The organism is Curtobacterium sp. ME26 (assembly GCF_903970945.1).
GTDB lineage: Bacteria > Actinomycetota > Actinomycetes > Actinomycetales > Microbacteriaceae > Curtobacterium > Curtobacterium citri.
Genome location: NZ_CAJCKG010000004.1, coordinates 1 through 17,562, shown reverse-complemented (window position 1 = coordinate 17,562; position 17,562 = coordinate 1). Strand labels below are relative to the sequence as shown.

The following is a 17,562-nucleotide window of genomic DNA, read 5'->3' as shown; positions in this document are numbered from 1 at the left end:
GCCCGTCAGGCCTCGGTGTGCCCCAGGTCCGGCTCGGCGAGCAGGCAGACCGTACGGGACGCCGCCGCGTGCAGCTCCAGGACGACGACCTCGTTCCGACCGGCACGGAGCACCGGACCCGGCACGGCCAGAGTCTTCTGGGGTCCCCGCGACCAGTACCGGCCGAGGCAGAAGCCGTTGACCCAGGCGACACCCTTGCGGAAGCCGTCGAGCGACAGGTACCGGTCGTCGGCCGTCGCCAGCTCGAACGACCCCGCCGCGACCACCGGACCGGCGAGCACGTCGCCACCCGTCGGCACGACGTCTGCCAGTGCCGACAGCGCTGCCGGGGCGATCGGGTCGAGGGCGAGCGGCGACGCGGACCACCGGGCGAGCGGCACGCCGTCGACGGCCACGCCGCCGATCAGGCCCTTCGGCTCGCCGATGCGGGGCCCGTAGTCGACGCGGCCCTGGTCCTCGACGAGGAGCTCGAGCGTGCCGACGACCGGCGGGAGGGCGATCGCCCGGTCGTGGTGCTCGCGTTCGAGGACGCCGACGACCACCCCGTCGACGGAGACGACCGCACGGTCGCGGACCTCGGTGCCGACGGTCAGGACGCCCCCGGTGGGCAGGTCGACCTCGGTCCGGTACAGCACGAAGCCGCTCGCGGCGCCGAGGGCGTCGAAGGTCGGCGGCTCGTCGTGCGTCGACCAGTCGGTGAGCGTGGGCAGCAGGGAGCGGAGCGACGCGACGCGGTCCAGGCGGACGGCGAGGTCCGTGGCGGGGGTGACCCGTGCCTCCCGGCCGCTCGGATCGTCATACGGATCAAGGCGACCCGAACCACCCTCCCGCATCGACTCGGGCAGCGGCGGGACGGGCGCGTAGCGCTCGATCACCGCGCGGAAGGCGTGGAACTTCGCCGTCGGGCGACCTGCCTCGTCGAGCGGAGCGTCGTAGTCGTACGAGGTCGCGATCGGACGGTACACGCCCTTGTCGTTCGCGCCGTTGGTGAAGCCGAAGTTCGTGCCGCCGTGGAACATGTAGATGTTGACGGAGCCGCCGGCGGCGAGCAGGTCGTCGAGGTCCGATGCCGACGCGGACGCCGGGGTGGTGTGGTGGTGCTCGCCCCAGCTGTCGAACCAGCCGTCCCAGAACTCCGAGCACATGAGCGGCCCGGTCGGCTGCGCCTGGCGGAGTCGCTCGAGCCGCGCGGTGGAGCGCGAGCCGAAGGAACCGGTCTTGTGGAGCGAGGGCAGCGACCCGTCCTCGAGCATCGAGTCCATCGGCTGGTCGACGCTCGTGAACGGGACGGTCAGGCCGACGGCCCGGTGCATCGCCTCGAGCTCACGCAGGTAGGACGCGTCCGAGCCGTAGGCGCCGTACTCGTTCTCGACCTGCACGAGCACGATCGGCCCGCCCTGGTCGATCTGGCGCGGGACGAGCACCGGCGCGAGGTGCTCGAGGTACTCCCGCACGGCGGCGAGGAAGCCCGGCTCGTTCCGGCGGACGCCGACGGTGCCGTCGGCGAAGAGCCAGTACGGCAGCCCGCCGTTGGTCCACTCGGCGCAGATGTAGGGCCCGGGGCGCACGATGGCGTGCATGCCCTCGGCGGCGACCAGGTCGAGGAACCGGCCGAGGTCGAGGCCGCCGGTCAGGTCGAACACACCGGGACGGGGCGCGTGGGCGTTCCAGGCGACGTAGGTCTCGACGGTGTTCAGGCCCATCAGCTTCGCCTTGCGGATCCGGTCCTGCCAGAGGTCCGGGTGCACGCGGAAGTAGTGGATCGCGCCGGACAGGACCCGGTGCGGCTCGCCGTCGAGCAGGAAGTCGGTCTCGCCGATGGCGAAGCGCATGAGGTGACTCGTTTCGTACGACGGGGCCGTGCGGACGGGAGTGTCCGCACGGCCCCGGTGGGGGTGTGACGGGGTGCTACTTGGAGGTGACCGTGAAGCCCTGGTCGTTGCCGTACTTCACGAGGGCCTTCTGCCAGGCCTGCAGCCCGCTCTCGAGCGAGGTGCCCTTCTCGTACGACTGCCCGACGGTGTCGGCGTAGACGCTGTTCGCGTACACCTGGTACGGCAGGTAGGTGAAGTCGTTGGCCGACGTCTTCGACGCGTCCACGAGCACCTCGTTGATCTGCTGGCCACCGAAGTACGACGGCTTCTCCTGCAGGAACGAGCTCGAGTCGAGGTCGGCGGTGGTCGACGGGAAGCCGCCGGACTCCATGAAGACCTTCGTCGACTCCTCGGAGGAGTTCAGCCACTTGAGGAAGCCCGCGGCGAGGGCCGGGTTCTTCGACTGCTTCATGACGACCTGGGAGCTGCCGCCGTTGCTCGCGGTCTGGGCCTGGCCGCCGTCGTAGGTCGGCATCGGGGCGACGCGCCAGTCACCGGCGGACTCCGGGACGCTCGCGATCAGGTTGCCGGGCATCCAGGCACCGGTCACCATCGTGGCGATCTGGCCGTTGCCGAGCTGCTTGTACCAGTCGTCGGTCCAGCCGGTGGTCTTCGAGAGCAGGCCCTGCTCGACGAGCTGGTCCCACGTGCTCGCCCACTTCTTGGTGCCGGCGTCCTCGAGGTTGATGGTGATCTTGTCGCCGTCGGTGGTGAAGGGCGTGCCACCGGCCTGGGCGATCATGCTCGTGGTGAAGCCGGCGTCGCCGGAGTCCGCGGCGATGTACGACTCGGGGTCGGCGGCGTGCAGCTTCTTCGCGGCGGCGATGTACTCGTCCCACGTCTTCGGCACGGCGATGTCGTACTTCGAGAAGACCTTCTCGTTGTAGAACAGCGCCATGGGGCCGGAGTCCTGCGGCAGGCCGTAGACCTTGCCGTCCATCGCGACGTTGCTCCAGGTGCCCTTCGAGAACTTGCTCTCGAGGTCGCCGAAGCCGTACGACGACAGGTCGACGAGCGAGTCGGACAGCGCGAACTGCGGCAGCGCGTAGTACTCGACCTGCGCGACGTCGGGGGCGCCCGAGCCGGCCTTGATCGTGTTCTGCAGCTTCGTGTACTGGTCGGCGCCGGTGCCGGCGTTGACGAGGTTGACCTTGACCTTCGGGTACTGCTTCTCGAAGGCGGCGACCTGCGCCTTGGCCGAGGGGGTCCAGGACCAGTAGGTCAGCGTCCCGCCGTCCTTCAGGGCCTTCGCGATGTCGTCGGACGAACCGCCCGCGGACGAGCCGCCGGAGGCGCAGGCCGCGAGGGCGATCGCGGCGGTGACGCCGATGGCGAGGGCGCTGAGCCCGCGCCGGATGCGCTTGTGCATTCGGGTGCCTTTCACTTCTTTGTGAAGAAGGGACTTCTTCGTGGAGAGGGGGTGGTGCTGCTGCGTGTCGGTCGGGAGGCGCGGGGCGGGCTGCCGGCGTGCCTCCCGTCCGGCGGGTCAGGCCTTGACGGAGCCGGCCGCGAGGCCGGACTGCCAGAAGCGCTGGAGGAAGAGGAACGCGACCACGATCGGGATGATCGTGAGGAGCGAACCGGTGACGACGAGGTTGTAGATCGGCTGCGCGCCGGACCCGGTGGCCTGCGCGTTCCACTGGTTGAGGCCGACCGTGAGCGGGTACCACTTCGGGTCGCTCAGCATGATGAGCGGCAGGAAGTAGTTGTTCCAGGTGGCGACGACCGCGAAGAGCAGGACCGTGACGACACCGGGCGTGAGGAGCTTCAGCGCGATGGTGAAGAAGATCCGGAACTCGCCGGCGCCGTCCATGCGGGCGGCCTCGATGAGCTCGGTCGGGATCGCGTCGATCGCGTACGTCCAGATGAGGTACATGCCGAACGGGCTGATGAGCGACGGCAGGATGATCGCCCACGGGGTGTTCGTCAGGCCGAACTGCGAGAAGAGCAGGAACGTCGGGACCGCGAGGGCGGTACCCGGCACGGCGATGGCACCGAGGACCACGGCGAACACCGCGCGGCGACCCGGGAACTGGAACTTCGCCATGCCGTAGCCGGCGACGGTCGCGAGGAGCGTCGCTCCCCCGGCGCCCACGACGACGTACAGCAGCGTGTTGCCGAGCCACTGCATGAAGATGCCGTCGTTGTACGTCAGCGTGTCGACGATGTTCTGCCAGAGGTTGAAGTCACCGCCGAACCAGAGCCCGAAGGTCGACAGGAGCGATGCCTGCGTCTTCGTGCTGTTCACGAGCAGGTAGAACAGCGGCGCGAACGAGTAGACGACGAAGACGACCATCACGGCGGTCAGCAGACCGGAGCGCTTGACCTTGCGTCCGGCGACCGGCGCGCGGCCCCGACCCGGACGGGAGGCACGGGTCGCCCGGTCGCGCGGGTCGCGCTGCGTCGTGGTCGCCTCGGTGACCGTGGCCGGCGTGGTCGCGCCGGCGGCGGGCTGCTGCAGGGTGCTCATCGGTTCTCCTGGCGGGTTCCGCGGACCTGGACGACGTACGCGATCACGGCGGTGATGACACCCATGACGATGGCGACGGTCGCGGAGTAGTTGAACTGCTGGCCGCTGAAGGACAGCGAGTAGGCGTACATGTTCGGGGTGAAGGAGCTACCGATGACGTTCGGGGCGAGCGTCTTCAGCAGGTTCGGCTCGTTGAAGAGCTGGAAGCTGCCGATGATCGAGAAGATCGTCGCGATGACCATCGGGCCGCGGAGGGCCGGCAGCTTGATCGAGAACACGGTCCGCATCGGGCCGGCGCCGTCGAGCTCGGCGGCCTCGTACAGCTCGCCCGGCACGACCCGGAGGGCGGCGTAGAAGATCAGCATGTTGTAGCCGAGGAACTCCCACGTGACCACGTTGCCGATCGACGTGAGGACCCAGCTCGCGCTGAACGGCTGGAGCAGGTCGATGCCGATGAGGTCGTTCGCCGCACCGGTCAGGCCGAACTGGTTGCCGTAGATGAAGCCCCAGATGAGCGCCGCGACGACACCGGGGACGGCGTAGGGCAGGAACACCGCGATGCGGAAGAACCCGGTTCCCCACAGGCGGGCGCTGTCGAGGGCGAGGGCGGCGACGAGGGCCAGCCCGAGCATGATCGGCACCTGCACGAGCAGGAACAGCGTGACGCGGCCGAGGCCCTGCCAGAACGCGCTGTCCTGGAAGAGCTGCACGTAGTTGGCGAACCAGACGAACTGGTTGCCGCCGACGAGCTGGTCGCGGAACAGGCTGAGCCAGAGCGCGTACCCGATCGGGACGATCAGCATGGCCACGAGCACCACGACGAAGGGGCCGACGAAGAGCCAGCCGGTGTACCGCCCCCGGGGCTTCGGGCGGCGGCGAGCGGACGGCCGCGGGGCGGAGGCCGCCTCGGCCGGGCGCGCTGCGAGCGTGCTCATGTGACTCCCTTGTCTGCTGCGTCCGGGTCCTCCGGGTCGAGCGGCTGCGCTCGTCCGCGCGGTGGCGGCGATCCGGAGGGACGTCGATGTTGACGTCAACATCGAACGACGTCACCGTAGCATGGCAACGTCAACATGCGCTAGCGTGCGGGCATCCCGGTCGTCGTCCCCTCGACCGGCGGACCGGGGAGGAGCGTGGGTTGAGCACCGAGCTGACCGCTGCGCGACGCGCCCCGTCGATGGCCGCCGTCGCCGATGCCGCCGGCGTCTCCATGCAGACCGTCTCGCGGGTCGCGCGCGGCTTCGACAACGTCAGCCCGGAGACGCGCGAGCGGGTGCAGCGCGCCATGGACGAACTCGGCTACCGACCGAACCGGGCCGCGCGGGCCCTGCGGTCCGGACGATTCCGGACCATCGGCGTGGTCATGTTCACGCTCGCGTCCTTCGGCAACATGCGCACGCTCGAGGCCATCTCCGCCGCAGCGGCCGCCGCGGACTTCACCATCACGCTGCTCCCGATGGCGTCGCGTACCGGCGAGGGTGTCCGGTCGGCGCTGTCCCGGCTGCACGAGCAGGCCGTCGACGGTGTCGTGATCGTGATCGAGTCGCACATCATCGACACCGCCGAGGTCGCGCTGCCCGACGGCGTCCCCCTGGTCGTCGTCGACTCGACGGGCACCACCGACCGGCCGTCCATCGACATCGACCAGGCCGAGGGTGCCCGGCTCGCGACCCAGCACCTGCTCGACCTGGGCCACGAGACCGTCTGGCACGTCGCCGGCCCGGACGGGTCGTACTCCGCGGACCGACGGCTCGCCGCCTGGCGCGACACCCTCGAGCACGCCGGACGAGCGGTCCCCCCGGTCTTCACCGGCGGGTGGGCGAGCTCGGACGGGTACCGGGCAGGGCAGGAGATCGCGGCGCGACCGGAAGTGACGGCCGTCTTCGCGGTGAACGACCAGACGGCGCTCGGGGTGCTCCGCGCCGCGCACGAGGCCGGTCGGTCCGTGCCGGGCTCGCTCAGCGTGGTCGGCTTCGACGACTTCCCCGAGTCGGAGTCCTTCTGGCCGCCGCTCACCACCGTGCACCAGTCGTTCGACGAGGTGGGCCGCCGTGCCGTCGCGACGCTCCTAGCGCAGATCGAGGGTGCGCCGGCCGGACCGTCGACCGACCTCGTGCCGGTGCGCCTGGTGGAGCGCGCGAGCACGGCGCCGCCCGCCTGACCCTCCCCCGCTCCCGGCCGGGCACCGACCACCGCGGAGCAGACTGACGGCATGACCACGTTCACCTCCGTCACCGTGCTCGGCGCCGGCGTCCTCGGCACGCAGATCGCCCTCCAGACCGCTCGGCACGGCGTCCCCGTCGTCGTGTACGACATCAGCGACGACGCCGTCGCGGCCGGCCGGGAGCGTCTCGCCGGCATCGTCGAGCAGTACCTCGGCGACGTCGGCGAGGACGCCCGCCCCGACGCCGACGCCGCCGTCGCGCGGATCGACTTCGCCACCGACCTCGCGCAGGCCGTCGCCGCCGCCGACCTCGTGATCGAGGCGGTCCCCGAGCGGCTCGACCTGAAGCGCGACGTGTACGCGCGGCTCGCCGAGGTCGCACCGGCCGACACCGTCTTCGCCACGAACTCCTCGACCCTGCTGCCGAGTGCGATCGCCGACGCGACCGGCCGCCCGGACCGCTTCCTCGCGCTGCACTTCGCGAACCACGTCTGGCGGCAGAACACCGCCGAGGTGATGGGCACCGAGCAGACCGATCCGGCCGTGTTCGAGCGGGTCGCCACCTTCGCCGAGGAGATCGGGATGGTGCCGATCCGCCTGCACAAGGAGCAGCCCGGCTACGTGCTCAACTCGCTGCTCGTGCCGCTGCTCGACGCCGCCGCCGGCCTGGTCCTCCGCGGGGTCGCGGACCCCGAGACGGTCGACACCACGTGGCGCATCGGCACCGGCGCCCCGATGGGTCCGTTCCAGATCTACGACGTCATCGGCCTCCGGACGGCGTACGCGGTCGCCAGCGCGTCGCCGGAGCCGGGCGCGCAGGCGTGGGCGGAGCACCTGCGCACCGAGTACCTCGACCAGGGCAGGTACGGCGTCGAGTCCGGCGAGGGCTTCTACCGCTACCGCTGACGACGGACCCGCGCACGCGGCGCGATCGCGCCGGGACGGACGGGAGGCGCGTGGCGGCCCTGCCACCCGCCTCCCGTCCGTCCTAGGCTCGCCGGGTGGAACTCGTCGCACCGTCTCCCCGGTACTTCCCGTCCTTCGTCCGGTCCCTCCGCGAGTGGGGCGACGCCCACCAGGACGGCGCCGGGATCCGTCACGCCGCGACCCTCACCGACCGGGTGGGCTTCGAGCGGTGGGTCGACCAGCTCCTCGCGGAGGAGACCGTCCCGGCCTCGCCGGCCCACGTCACCTGCACCTACCGGTGGATGGTCGACGGCGACGAGTACCTCGGCAGCATCGCCCTCCGGCACGAGCTGAACGACTGGCTCCGCGAGTACGGCGGCCACGTCGGGTACGGCGTCCGGCCCTCGGCACGCGGTCGGGGCCTGGCGTCCGCGGCGCTCGCCGGGACGGTCCGCCTGGCAGCCGAACGCGGCATGCCCGAGGTGATGCTGACGCACGACGCGACGAACCCGGCGTCCGGACGCGTCATCGAGCACAACGGCGGCCGGTACGAGCGGACCGTGGTCGACGACGAGGGCCACCGCCTGCTGCACCACTGGATCCGCACCGGTGCACACGCGGCCGCGGACGTCGTCGACGTCGACATCGTCGGCGGGCCGGAGCCCCTGCGCGTCGGCCTGCACGACCACGACCCGGCGTGGGCGACCCGCTTCGCGGAGCACCGGGCACGCATCACCGCCGCGCTCCCCGGACTGCACGTCACGATCGAGCACATCGGGTCGACCTCGGTCCCGGGCCTGGCGGCGAAGCCGATCGTCGACGTCGCGGTCTCGGTCCCCGACGTGACCGACGAGGCCGCGTACCTCGAACCGCTGCTCGACGCCGGGTACGTCCTGCGCGTCCGGGAGCCCGGGCACCGTCTCGTCCGGACGCCCGAGCGCGACGCGCACGTCCACGTGTACGAGCACGGCGCCCGCGAGGTGGACGACTACCTGCTGCTCCGCGACCACCTGCGGCACGACGACGCCGACCGGCAGCGCTACGAGGACGTCAAGCGCGGGCTCGTGACCCGGTCGTGGGACGACTCGAACGCCTACGCCGACGCGAAGACCACCGTCATCGACGCGATCAAGGAGCGGGCTCGCGCCGCGGACCACCCGTCCTGACCGTTCGGATCACCGCCCAGCGTCCGCCGGTGCCGGCCCCGGGATGGCGATTCGGCGCTCGACGACGGCCAGCGCCACCTCCCGCAGCGGCAGTCCCGCAGAACGGGCGTGCCCCCGCAGCATCGTGAACGCCTCGTCGGGGTCCACCTGGTGGGTGTGGGCGAGGAACCCCTTCGCCTGCTCGATCACGATCCTGCTGTCCAACGCGCGCTGCAGCTGGTCCCGGGTGCGAGCGGCCTGGTCCGCGCTGCGCTGCTGCAGGATGCTGATCGACGCCACGTCGGTGAGCGCCCGCGCCGCCGTCGCGTCCTGGTCGTCCAACCGGCCCGGCGCCCGCCGGAACAGGTTCATCGACCCCAGGACGGCCGTGTGGCTCCGCAACGGGATCGAGTGGACCGAGGCGAACCCGGCGCGTTCGGACTCCTCCGCGAAGTGCGTCCAGCGACACCGCATCTCCTGCCGGTCCGCGACCGACACCGTGCGGCCCGTCTCGTACGACTCGATGCAGGGCCCCTCGCCGGCCTCGAGCTGGAGGAGCCCGAGGAACGCGCTCGCCTCGCTCGTCGACGCCGCGACCTCGAGCCGTCGCTGCGGGTCGGCGAGCAGGATCCCGACCGCGTCGACGGCGAAGATCCCGGCGACGTCGTCGACGAGGGTCTGCAGCATCTCCACCACGTCGTAGTCGCCGACGACCCTGCCGGTCGCGGCGAGGAACGCGTCGACGAGCCGACGCTCACGGGTGTCGGTCACGGGGCTCCTTCCCGGTGCGTGCGCGGGTGCGCGCTCGGTCGGGAACGGCACCGCCTCGAGTCGCTTGCCGACGGTCGGCGTGGACGACTGCAGCACACTCTGCTCGTCCGGTGGGCGCACCGCCCGACCGCGATCGGCGGTTCGTCCGCACGGTCCGGTTCCGGCTCGTCGTCCGCGCAGATCGGATGGTCGGCGGGTCCGGGCTGTTGTCACGTCCGCCCGCCTGCCCTACCGTGACGGCAGCAGCCCCAGACCCCGGCAGCGGAACATCAGAACACGTCCTCGGAACCGTTCAGGGTGGTCCAGATGATGCACGACACAGGTACCCGGACACTCGGTCGCCACCGGGTGCTCCGCACCACGTCCTCGCCGGCCGTCCGGCCCGACCCGACGTCCGCCGACTCCTTCCCGGGGTCCTGATGACGACCACCGCATCGCACCCACGGCTGTCCCGTCCCGAGAGCCCGGGGACGGGACGGTCCGACCAGGACGGTCCCACCACCGGCCGGCACGCCGTCCGGCTGGAGGCGTCCGGGGACCACCCGGACGCCGTCATCGACGAGGTCGGCGGCCTCTACGACGGTCACGGCTGGGCGGCGCACGCGACCGACCAGCCGTTCACCTACCGGTACACCGCCGTCGGCGACGCCGCGGTGACGCTGCGTCGGTCCCGCATCACCGGGTACATCCGCGGTGCGATCCCGTGCACCGACGACTACATCGTGCAGTGGCTGACCGAGGGCACCGGCGTGCCGGACGTCCGGCGTGACCGGGTCCCGATGCAGATCGGCGTCCCGATGCTGTTCCCCACCGACCGCGAGTTCCTCTTCGAGTACCAGGACTACGACCAACGGCTCGTGCACCTCTCCCGCGAGCTCGTCGACGACGTCGCCGCCGAGCGCCACCGGACCGGCGCCGTCGGCAGCCTGCAGCTCGACCACCTCCGCACGCTGGACCCGGCGGCCGTGGCGAGGTGGCGGAACCAGATGACGCTCCTCGCCCGTGAGCTCCGGAACGGCGTCGGGACGCTCCTCTGGCACACCCTCACTCGGGACGCGACCGCGGCCTTCCTCGACCTCTACCCGCCGGCGGCACCCGAGCTCCCGGCGGTGGTGTTGCTGCCGCGCCGGGCGCGGCTCCGTGCCGCCGTCGAGTTCGTGCACGAGCACCTCGACCAGCCGCTCACCGTCGCGGAGATCGCGCAGGCGGCCGGCCTGAGCATCCGTGCCGTGCAGGAGTCGTTCCAGCGGGACCTCGGCACGACGCCGATGGCGTACCTCCGTCGGGTGCGACTGGAGTGCGTCCGCCTCGAGCTCCAACGCGGTGACCCGTCGAACGCCAGCGTGCAGGAGATCGCGCGGCGCTGGGGGTTCTCGCACCTCGGGCGCTTCTCGGGCGAGTACCTGCGCCAGCACGGTGAGTACCCGCGCCAGACGCTCCGACGCTGAGCCGCTGCACCCCCGCACCCCCGGACACCGCGTCAGCCGCTGTGGTCGCGCGCCCGCTCCGTCCCGGCGGGTGCGTCCACGCGGTCGCTGTCGTCCGCCGTCCGCCGGGGGTCCACGGCGGGCCAACCGTCCATCGACGCGAGGAAGTCGTCGACGAACCCGCCCAGTGCGCCCGCACCGACCGCCCCGTCCGCATCGCTCGTCCCGGTCATGCGCAGCACTGTAGGCAGCACCCGTCGCCGTCACACGGTGAGTGCGGAGACCGGACACCGGAGGGTGGCCCTACGATCGGGTCGTGACCGTCCTCGTCCGTCCCGTGACCGCCCACGACGAAGCACAGTGGTGCGCGCTCTACGCCGGCTACCGCGCGTTCTACCGACTGCCGGACGACCCCGCCGCGGTCCGCACCACGTGGCAGTGGGTCTCCGGAGGCGCGCACGGCCTGCTCGGCCTGGTCGCCGAGGACGCCGACGGTCGACTCCTCGGGCTCGCCGACCTCCGACGGTTCGCCCGACCGTCGTCGGCGACCACCGGGCTGTACCTCGACGACCTCTTCACCGCGCCGGGATCGCGCCACCGGGGCGTCGCGACGGCCCTCCTGCACGAGGCCGCGGCGGTCGCTGCTGCCGAGGGTGCGAGCGTCGTCCGCTGGATCACCGCCGAGGACAACACCGCCGCGCGTGCGGTCTACGACCGCGTCGCCGCCGCGACACCGTGGGTCACTTACGACATGCGCCCGTCGGCGGTCTGACGCCGAGGCGGACGGGAGGCGCGTGGCGGCCCCGCACCGCGCCTCCCGTCCGACGCGTCCGCACCGTCGGGCCGGGCCGCCCACGGCCGGGCAGCCGTCCGCCGGCCGGGCACGAGCGAAGGGCGCCGGTCCGCTCGCGCGGACCGACGCCCTCCGTGCTCACTCGACGCTCACCGGAGCGCGCGCCGAGGCATCTGCACGCCGACCGTGGTCGGCGGTCGGTTCAGCCGATCGACACCGCGGTCCAGGAGACCGGCGGCAGCTCGATGGTGATCGTGTCGCCCTCGCGGCGGACGGTCTCGTTCGTCCGGAGCGCCACCCGCTCGCGGTTGCCGAGGTCGTTGACCGCGTGGAGGTCGTCGTCCCAGACGCCCTCGGCACGGACGTCGCCGTCGACCTGCAGGCCGGCGAGGTCGATCGTGACGGAGGTCGTCTCGGTCTGGTGGCGGTTCACGAGGAACACCGCCGCCTTGCCGTCCTCGACCGTGGCGGCCGAGTCGACCACCGGGACCTCGCCGTGCTTGCCGCCGTCGACGGTGTCGCCGGATGCCTTGACCTGCAGCGACGTGCCGTTCGCCAGGCGCGACGTCACCGAGAACGGGAAGAACGTGGTCTGGCGCCACGCCGGACCACCGGGCTCGGTCATGATCGGGCCGATGACGTTGACGAGCTGCGCGATGCTGGCCGAGGCCACGCGGTCCGCGTGCCGGAGCAGCGAGATGAGCAGGCCACCGACGACGACCGCGTCGGCGACGGTGTAGACGTCCTCGAGCAGGCGCGGCGCGACCGGCCAGTCCTGCAGCTCGAAGGTCTTCTGCTGCTCCTCCCACTTGCTGATCGACCAGACGTTCCACTCGTCGAAGGAGATGTCGATGCGCTTGTCCGACTTCTTCTGCGCCTGCACGTGGTCGGCCGCCGTCGTGACCGTCTTGATGAAGTGGTCCATGTTGACGCCGGAGGCGAGGAACGACGTCAGGTCGTCGCCCTCCTCGTAGTAGGCGTGCGCGGAGATGTAGTCGACGTCGTCGTAGGTGTGCTCGAGGACGGTCCGCTCCCACTCGCCGAACGTCGGCATCGACGCACCGGAGGACCCGCACGCCACGAGCTCGAGGTCGGGCTGGATCTGCCGCATCGCCTTGGCGGTCATCGCCGCGAGCTTGCCGTAGTCCTCGGCGTTCTTGTGGCCGAGCTGCCACGGGCCGTCCATCTCGTTGCCGAGGCACCACATCTGGATGGCGAAGGGCTCCTGGCGGCCGTTCGAACGGCGGTACTCGCTCAGGGCGGTGCCGGCGTCGATGTTCGCGTACTCGAGGAGCTCGATGGCCTCCTGCGCGCCACGGGTGCCGAGGTTGACGGCGAGCATCATCTCGGAGCCGACCGCGTCGAGCCAGTGCTGGAACTCGTGCAGGCCGACCTCGTTGGTCTCGGTGGAGTGCCACGCCAGGTCGAGACGACGCGGACGCTGCTCGACCGGGCCGACGCCGTCCTCCCACTTGTAGCCGGAGACGAAGTTGCCGCCCGGGTACCGGATCGCGGAGACGCCCAGCTCCTTGACGAGCTCGACGACGTCCTTCCGGAAGCCGTGCTCGTCGGCGGTCTCGTGGGCCGGCTCGTGGATGCCGTCGTAGACGTGGCGGCCGAGGTGCTCGACGAAGCCGCCGAAGAGCCGACGTCGCACCGGCCCCACGGTGAACGCGCTGTCGAGGACGAGGTGTGTGCGAGGCATGGATCTCCTTCGATCTGCTGGGGGCTCGTGCGGACGTGATCGGCCCGGTACGAAAGTGAGCGCTCACGTCTCCCTGAACGCTAGCGGGTTTCCACCGTGCGCGGAAGCCGGGACGCTGGCCCGCCGTGACGTTCACGAAAGGGGTGGCGGACCCCCCGGTCCGGCGCTACTGTGAGCGCTCACGGAGCAATGACCGCTCCGCTCGGCCCGTCCCGATGGAGTGATGCCATGCCGATCCGATCCGTTGTACCCACCCCGCAGTCCCGCGGCAGCGCGTTCACCCGACGGACCCTGCTCGCCGGCGCAGCCGCCGGTGCCGCGGTCCTGCCGCTCGCCGCGTGCTCCAGCCCGATCGCCGCCGGCATCGCCGGAGCCCCGCTGAACCCGGAGACGCTCGTCTTCTGGAACCTGTTCGGCGGTGGCGACGGCCTCCGCATGCAGTCGATGGAGGCCGGGTACGCGAAGCAGCACGGTGGTTCCTCGTCCCTGCAGGCGACGACCTTCGCGTGGGGCAACCCGTACTACTCCAAGGTCACACTGGCCACCGTCGGGAACAAGCCGCCGGACGTCGCGATCGCCCACCTCACCCGCGCCAAGCCGCTGTGGGACGGCGACCTGCTCGATCCGATCACCGAGGACGACCTGGCGAGCGTCGGCCTCAGCGCCAGCGACTTCAACCAGAAGGCGTGGACCGCGCAGAAGACCGACGGCAAGAACATCTGCATCCCGCTCGACACGCACCCGTTCGTGCTCTTCTACAACGTCGACGTCTGCCAGAAGGCGGGCCTGATCGACGGTGACGGCAAGCTCAAGGACCTGAACGGGCTGGAGAACTTCGAGGCCGCGATGGCCGCCGTCGCGAAGGTGACCGGCGGCACCGCGCTGAACGTGGCGAACGTCGTGCCGGAGACCGCGACCCCGTGGCGCTTCTTCTGGACGATGTACAACCAGATCGAGGGCGCGACACCGTTCATCAGCGACGGCGGGGCGAAGCTCACCGTGAACGAGGACGCGTACAACAAGGTCACCGACATGACCCAGAAGTGGGTGGGGAACGGCTGGCTGAACAAGGCGCTCGACTACGCGACCGCCCAGTCGCTCATGTTCGACGGCAAGGCCGGCTTCTTCATGCAGGGCGAGTGGGAGATCAGCACCGCCCAGTCGATCAAGGGCCTGAAGTTCGGCATGGTGCCGATCCCCCAGCTCTTCGACAAGCCCGCCACCCAGGCCGACTCGCACACGTTCATCCTGCCGAAGAAGGACCGGACGCCCGAGCAGCGCAAGGCGCACATGCTCTTCATCAAGCAGATGCTCGAGCAGAGCCTGACCTGGGCCGAGGGCGGACACGTCCCCGCGTACATGCCGACCTTCGACAGCCAGCAGTACAAGGACCTCACCCCGCAGTCGAACTACGCGTCCGCCGCCGAGTCCGCCGTCTTCGACGACCCCGCCTGGTACGGCGGATCCGGGTCGACGTTCGAGGGCATCGTCGGCGCCCAGCTCGCCCTCGTCCAGCAGGGCAGCAGCTCCCCCGCACAGGCGCTCTCCGCCATCAAGGGCCAGCTCGCCACCTACCTGAACACCCCGAGCCCGCTGTGATCGCGCGCTCGCTCCCTGTGGACCCCGCACGAGAGGCACGATGACGTGACCGCTGCACCAGTTCTCACCCGACCCACGGACGCCGCGACCGTCACCCGGCGCGAACGTCCCCGCGTGAACTCGACGAACCGCGGACAGGGCCGCACCGGGTGGCTGTTCCTCGCCCCGTTCGGCCTGTTCTACGCGGCCTTCCTGCTCGGCCCGACGGTGTGGATGCTCATCACGAGCTTCTTCAACACCTCGACCGTCCGCACCGGACTCGGCACCTTCGCCGGCTTCGCGAACTACGCCGAGATGCTCGGCCGGAGCGACTTCTGGTCGTCGCTCTGGCACACGCTGCAGTTCACGCTGTACACGACCCCGCCGCTCGTGATCCTGGCGTTCGTGTTCGCCGTGCTGACGAACCGGATGAACCGCGGACAGTGGTTCTTCCGCCTGGCGTTCTTCCTGCCGTTCATCCTGCCGTCGGCGACGATCTCGCTCATCTGGGTGTTCATCTTCACGCCGGCGACCGGCCTCTGGGCGAGCCTGCAGACCGCGCTCGGCATGACGCCCGGCTCGGGCATGCTCTCCAGCCCGAACACCGCCATGATCGGCGTCGCGATCGCCACCGTCTGGTGGACCCTCGGGTTCAACTTCGTGCTGTACCTGGCCGGCCTGCAGGAGATCCCGCGCGAGCTCTACGAGGCCGCTGCGGTCGACGGCGCGTCGAACTGGCAGCAGATCAAGTCGATCACGCTCCCGCTGCTCGGCCGCACGACGACGCTGGTCATCCTGCTGCAGATCATCGCCAGCCTGAAGATCTTCGACCAGGTCTACCTGATGACGAACGGCGGCCCGGGCATCTCGACCCAGGTCTCGCTGCAGCTCATCACCGGCGTCGGCTTCACCGACAACCGCCTCGGTGCGGCGTCCGCCGCGTCGGTGCTCCTGTTCATCGTGATCGTCGCGATCGCGGTCATCCGGCAGCTCGTCGAACGCGCCGCCGCCAAGCGAGAGATCGGTGCCTGACGTGACCGCCACCGAGAGCATCACGACGTCCCGTCCGCGGAAGCTCCGCTCCGGGGTGTCCGCCGCCGCGCCCGCCAACGCCGCGAAGATCGGCGTCTCCGGCAAGGGCTTCAACATCGCGGCCGCGATCATCCTGACGGTGTTCGCGATCATCTGGCTCATCCCGAGCCTGTTCGCCCTGAAGACGTCGCTGTCCGACAACGGCGTCGCCGCGCTCGGCGCCAACTCGATCCTGTCGGACTGGAACCCGACGCTGCACTCCTACGCGTCGCTGTTCCAGGCCGGCGACATCTGGAACTGGTACCTCGCCAGCGGCATCACGAGCCTGATCACCGCGGCCCTGACGGTGCTGTTCGCGTCCATGGCCGCGTTCGCGCTGTCCCGCCTGGTGTTCCGCGGCCGGAACGTCGCGTTCCTGCTCATCATCCTCGGCATCATGATCCCGACGCAGGTCCTGATCATCCCGATCTTCCAGGAGCTCAACGCCGTCGGCCTGCTGAACACCTACTGGTCGGTGATCTTCCCGCAGGTGCCCGCCGTCATCGCGGTGTTCATCTTCAAGCAGTTCTTCGACGGGATCCCGAAGGAGCTCGAGGAGGCCGCGCGCATCGACGGTGCGGGCATGTGGAAGATCTACTGGTCGGTCATCCTGCCGCTGTCGCGTCCGGTGATCGCCGCGGTGACGATCCTGACCTTCGTCGGCGTCTGGAACAACCTGCTCCTGCCGCTGTTCGTGCTGTCGAACCCGGACCTCATGACGATCCCGGTCGGGCTCGCCACGGTCCAGGGCAGCTTCGGCCAGCGCTACGCCGACATCCAGGCCGGGGCGATCCTGGCGGCGCTGCCGCTGATCATCCTCTACCTGGTCTTCCAGCGGCAGATCGTGGAGGGCGTGACGGGCTCGGGCCTCAAGGGCTGACGCCTCCACACGACGGACGGGAGGCGCGGTGCCGGCTGGCACCGCGCCTCCCGTCCGTCGTGGCCTGGCCGGCCTGCTCCTCCCGGGTGCACCAGGTCGGACCGGGCGAGCGCGGGTCAGAGCGGGTCGAGGCGTGTGCGGAGCAGGCAGAACTCGTTGCCCTCCGGGTCCTGCAGCACGTGCCAGGACTCCTCACCGGTCTGCCCGACGTCGGCCGGACGCGCGCCGAGGGCCAGCAGCCGCTCGAGCTCGGCGTCCTGGTCCTGGTCGACCGGCGACAGGTCGATGTGCAGCCGCAGCGGCTGAGCCTCCGCGTGCTCGACCTTCGACAGGATGATCGTCGGCGTCGCACCGCCGAAGCCCGACGCGGGCCCGATCTCGATGCCGTCGTCGTCCTTCCCGAGTTCGACGTAGTCGAGCACCGCGCACCAGAAGCGTGACAGCTCCTCGGGGTCGCGGCAGTTCAGCACCAGTTCGCTCAGTCGGCTGCTCATGCCCGCACGCTACCCGGACGGGATCAGGCCGGGACGGCCTCGCGCGCGTCGTGCTTCCAGAAGCCGGAGAAGGTGATCCGCGACTTCGGCAGGCCCGCGCGGTGCAGGTGTCGGCGGCCCTCGGTGGCCAGCGTCGACTCCCCCACGACGAAGGCGTACCCGCGGTCGTCGACCGGCACGTACCGCTGGAGTTCGGCGAGCGCCGCGCGTCCCGGCACGGCGTGCTCGGTGTCCTCGCGCACGATCCACGTCACCTGCACGCCGGCCGGGGCGTCGAGGACCCGGAC

17 protein-coding genes are annotated in these 17,562 nt (G+C 70.7%); 8 read left to right on the top strand and 9 right to left on the bottom strand.

The features are described 5' to 3' along the window. Positions 1–5: 5 nt before the first annotated feature. The 4 genes from H7A69_RS02405 to H7A69_RS02390 form a co-directional block, all read right to left on the bottom strand. Positions 6–1,832: a glycoside hydrolase family 35 protein gene (locus H7A69_RS02405; RefSeq protein WP_182045586.1), complete on the bottom strand. Its 1,827-nt coding sequence runs from the start codon at positions 1,830–1,832 to the stop codon at positions 6–8. A 76-nt stretch (positions 1,833–1,908) separates the two neighbouring features. Then, complete coding sequence (locus tag H7A69_RS02400) at positions 1,909–3,243, bottom strand: ABC transporter substrate-binding protein (protein WP_182045585.1); 1,335 nt, start codon at positions 3,241–3,243, stop codon at positions 1,909–1,911. A 117-nt stretch (positions 3,244–3,360) separates the two neighbouring features. Next, complete coding sequence (locus H7A69_RS02395) at positions 3,361–4,344, bottom strand: carbohydrate ABC transporter permease (RefSeq protein ID WP_069713102.1); 984 nt, start codon at positions 4,342–4,344, stop codon at positions 3,361–3,363. Further along, entirely contained in the window at positions 4,341–5,279 is a 939-nt protein-coding gene (locus tag H7A69_RS02390; RefSeq protein ID WP_182045584.1) for a carbohydrate ABC transporter permease, read from the bottom strand. The genes H7A69_RS02395 and H7A69_RS02390 overlap by 4 nt, the downstream gene beginning before the upstream one ends. 239 nt (positions 5,280–5,518) lie before the next feature. Here H7A69_RS02390 and H7A69_RS02385 point away from each other — a divergent pair, with 239 nt between their 5' ends. From H7A69_RS02385 to H7A69_RS17360, 3 genes are all read left to right on the top strand, one after another. Then, entirely contained in the window at positions 5,519–6,502 is a 984-nt protein-coding gene (locus H7A69_RS02385) for a LacI family DNA-binding transcriptional regulator (RefSeq protein WP_182045678.1), read from the top strand. 51 nt (positions 6,503–6,553) lie between these two features. After that, positions 6,554–7,411, top strand: a complete 858-nt coding sequence (locus tag H7A69_RS02380; RefSeq protein ID WP_182045583.1) for a 3-hydroxyacyl-CoA dehydrogenase — start codon at positions 6,554–6,556, stop codon at positions 7,409–7,411. Between the two features lie 95 nt (positions 7,412–7,506). Beyond that, complete coding sequence (locus tag H7A69_RS17360) at positions 7,507–8,577, top strand: GNAT family N-acetyltransferase (RefSeq protein ID WP_259346039.1); 1,071 nt, start codon at positions 7,507–7,509, stop codon at positions 8,575–8,577. Between the two features lie 9 nt (positions 8,578–8,586). On the opposite strand, the gene H7A69_RS02370 is transcribed toward H7A69_RS17360, so the two are convergent. Beyond that, positions 8,587–9,327 carry a GAF and ANTAR domain-containing protein gene (locus H7A69_RS02370; RefSeq protein WP_182045582.1) on the bottom strand — a complete coding sequence of 247 codons (741 nt, stop codon included), beginning with the start codon at positions 9,325–9,327 and terminating at the stop codon, positions 8,587–8,589. 419 nt (positions 9,328–9,746) lie between these two features. Here H7A69_RS02370 and H7A69_RS02365 point away from each other — a divergent pair, with 419 nt between their 5' ends. Then, positions 9,747–10,775 (top strand): helix-turn-helix transcriptional regulator, encoded by a 1,029-nt coding sequence (locus tag H7A69_RS02365; protein WP_182045581.1) that lies wholly within the window; start codon positions 9,747–9,749, stop codon positions 10,773–10,775. A gap of 32 nt (positions 10,776–10,807) precedes the next feature. On the opposite strand, the gene H7A69_RS02360 is transcribed toward H7A69_RS02365, so the two are convergent. Next, positions 10,808–10,987 (bottom strand): hypothetical protein, encoded by a 180-nt coding sequence (locus tag H7A69_RS02360; RefSeq protein ID WP_182045580.1) that lies wholly within the window; start codon positions 10,985–10,987, stop codon positions 10,808–10,810. A gap of 83 nt (positions 10,988–11,070) precedes the next feature. On the opposite strand from H7A69_RS02360, the gene H7A69_RS02355 reads away from it, so the two are divergent. Next, a complete protein-coding gene (locus H7A69_RS02355) occupies positions 11,071–11,526 on the top strand; it encodes a GNAT family N-acetyltransferase (protein ID WP_182045579.1) in 456 nt (151 codons plus the stop codon). Positions 11,527–11,749: 223 nt separating this feature from the next. On the opposite strand, the gene H7A69_RS02350 is transcribed toward H7A69_RS02355, so the two are convergent. After that, positions 11,750–13,252: an alpha-N-arabinofuranosidase gene (locus H7A69_RS02350; protein WP_182045578.1), complete on the bottom strand. Its 1,503-nt coding sequence runs from the start codon at positions 13,250–13,252 to the stop codon at positions 11,750–11,752. A 228-nt stretch (positions 13,253–13,480) separates the two neighbouring features. On the opposite strand from H7A69_RS02350, the gene H7A69_RS02345 reads away from it, so the two are divergent. The 3 genes from H7A69_RS02345 to H7A69_RS02335 all read left to right on the top strand — a co-directional run bounded on the left by H7A69_RS02345 (position 13,481) and on the right by H7A69_RS02335 (position 16,781). Continuing rightward, on the top strand, positions 13,481–14,851 hold the full coding sequence (locus tag H7A69_RS02345) for an extracellular solute-binding protein (RefSeq protein WP_182045577.1): 1,371 nt from the start codon (positions 13,481–13,483) through the stop codon (positions 14,849–14,851). 114 nt (positions 14,852–14,965) lie between these two features. Continuing rightward, positions 14,966–15,862, top strand: coding sequence for a carbohydrate ABC transporter permease (locus H7A69_RS02340; protein ID WP_259346038.1), 897 nt, complete (start codon positions 14,966–14,968; stop codon positions 15,860–15,862). A gap of 1 nt (position 15,863) precedes the next feature. Continuing rightward, complete coding sequence (locus tag H7A69_RS02335) at positions 15,864–16,781, top strand: carbohydrate ABC transporter permease (RefSeq protein ID WP_182045575.1); 918 nt, start codon at positions 15,864–15,866, stop codon at positions 16,779–16,781. Between the two features lie 116 nt (positions 16,782–16,897). Here H7A69_RS02335 and H7A69_RS02330 read toward each other — a convergent pair whose 3' ends face one another. Both H7A69_RS02330 and H7A69_RS02325 read right to left on the bottom strand, forming a co-directional pair. Continuing rightward, positions 16,898–17,275 carry a VOC family protein gene (locus H7A69_RS02330; RefSeq protein WP_182045574.1) on the bottom strand — a complete coding sequence of 126 codons (378 nt, stop codon included), beginning with the start codon at positions 17,273–17,275 and terminating at the stop codon, positions 16,898–16,900. 23 nt (positions 17,276–17,298) lie between these two features. Continuing rightward, the coding region (locus H7A69_RS02325) for an SIP domain-containing protein (RefSeq protein WP_182045573.1) at positions 17,299–17,562 on the bottom strand (264 nt) is incomplete at its 5' end.

Bases quoted from the DNA above. Each gene is read 5' to 3' on its own strand.
- H7A69_RS02390 (WP_182045584.1), bottom strand. From the start codon at position 5,279: ATGAGCACGCTCGCAGCGCGCCCGGCCGAGGCGGCCTCCGCCCCGCGG.
- H7A69_RS02330 (WP_182045574.1), bottom strand. From the start codon at position 17,275: ATGAGCAGCCGACTGAGCGAACTGGTGCTGAACTGCCGCGACCCCGAG.
- H7A69_RS02380 (WP_182045583.1), top strand. From the start codon at position 6,554: ATGACCACGTTCACCTCCGTCACCGTGCTCGGCGCCGGCGTCCTCGGC.
- H7A69_RS02395 (WP_069713102.1), bottom strand. From the start codon at position 4,344: ATGAGCACCCTGCAGCAGCCCGCCGCCGGCGCGACCACGCCGGCCACG.
- H7A69_RS02385 (WP_182045678.1), top strand. From the start codon at position 5,519: ATGGCCGCCGTCGCCGATGCCGCCGGCGTCTCCATGCAGACCGTCTCG.
- H7A69_RS02360 (WP_182045580.1), bottom strand. From the start codon at position 10,987: ATGACCGGGACGAGCGATGCGGACGGGGCGGTCGGTGCGGGCGCACTG.
- H7A69_RS02405 (WP_182045586.1), bottom strand. From the start codon at position 1,832: ATGCGCTTCGCCATCGGCGAGACCGACTTCCTGCTCGACGGCGAGCCG.
- H7A69_RS02400 (WP_182045585.1), bottom strand. From the start codon at position 3,243: ATGCACAAGCGCATCCGGCGCGGGCTCAGCGCCCTCGCCATCGGCGTC.
- H7A69_RS02350 (WP_182045578.1), bottom strand. From the start codon at position 13,252: ATGCCTCGCACACACCTCGTCCTCGACAGCGCGTTCACCGTGGGGCCG.
- H7A69_RS02365 (WP_182045581.1), top strand. From the start codon at position 9,747: ATGACGACCACCGCATCGCACCCACGGCTGTCCCGTCCCGAGAGCCCG.
- H7A69_RS02345 (WP_182045577.1), top strand. From the start codon at position 13,481: ATGCCGATCCGATCCGTTGTACCCACCCCGCAGTCCCGCGGCAGCGCG.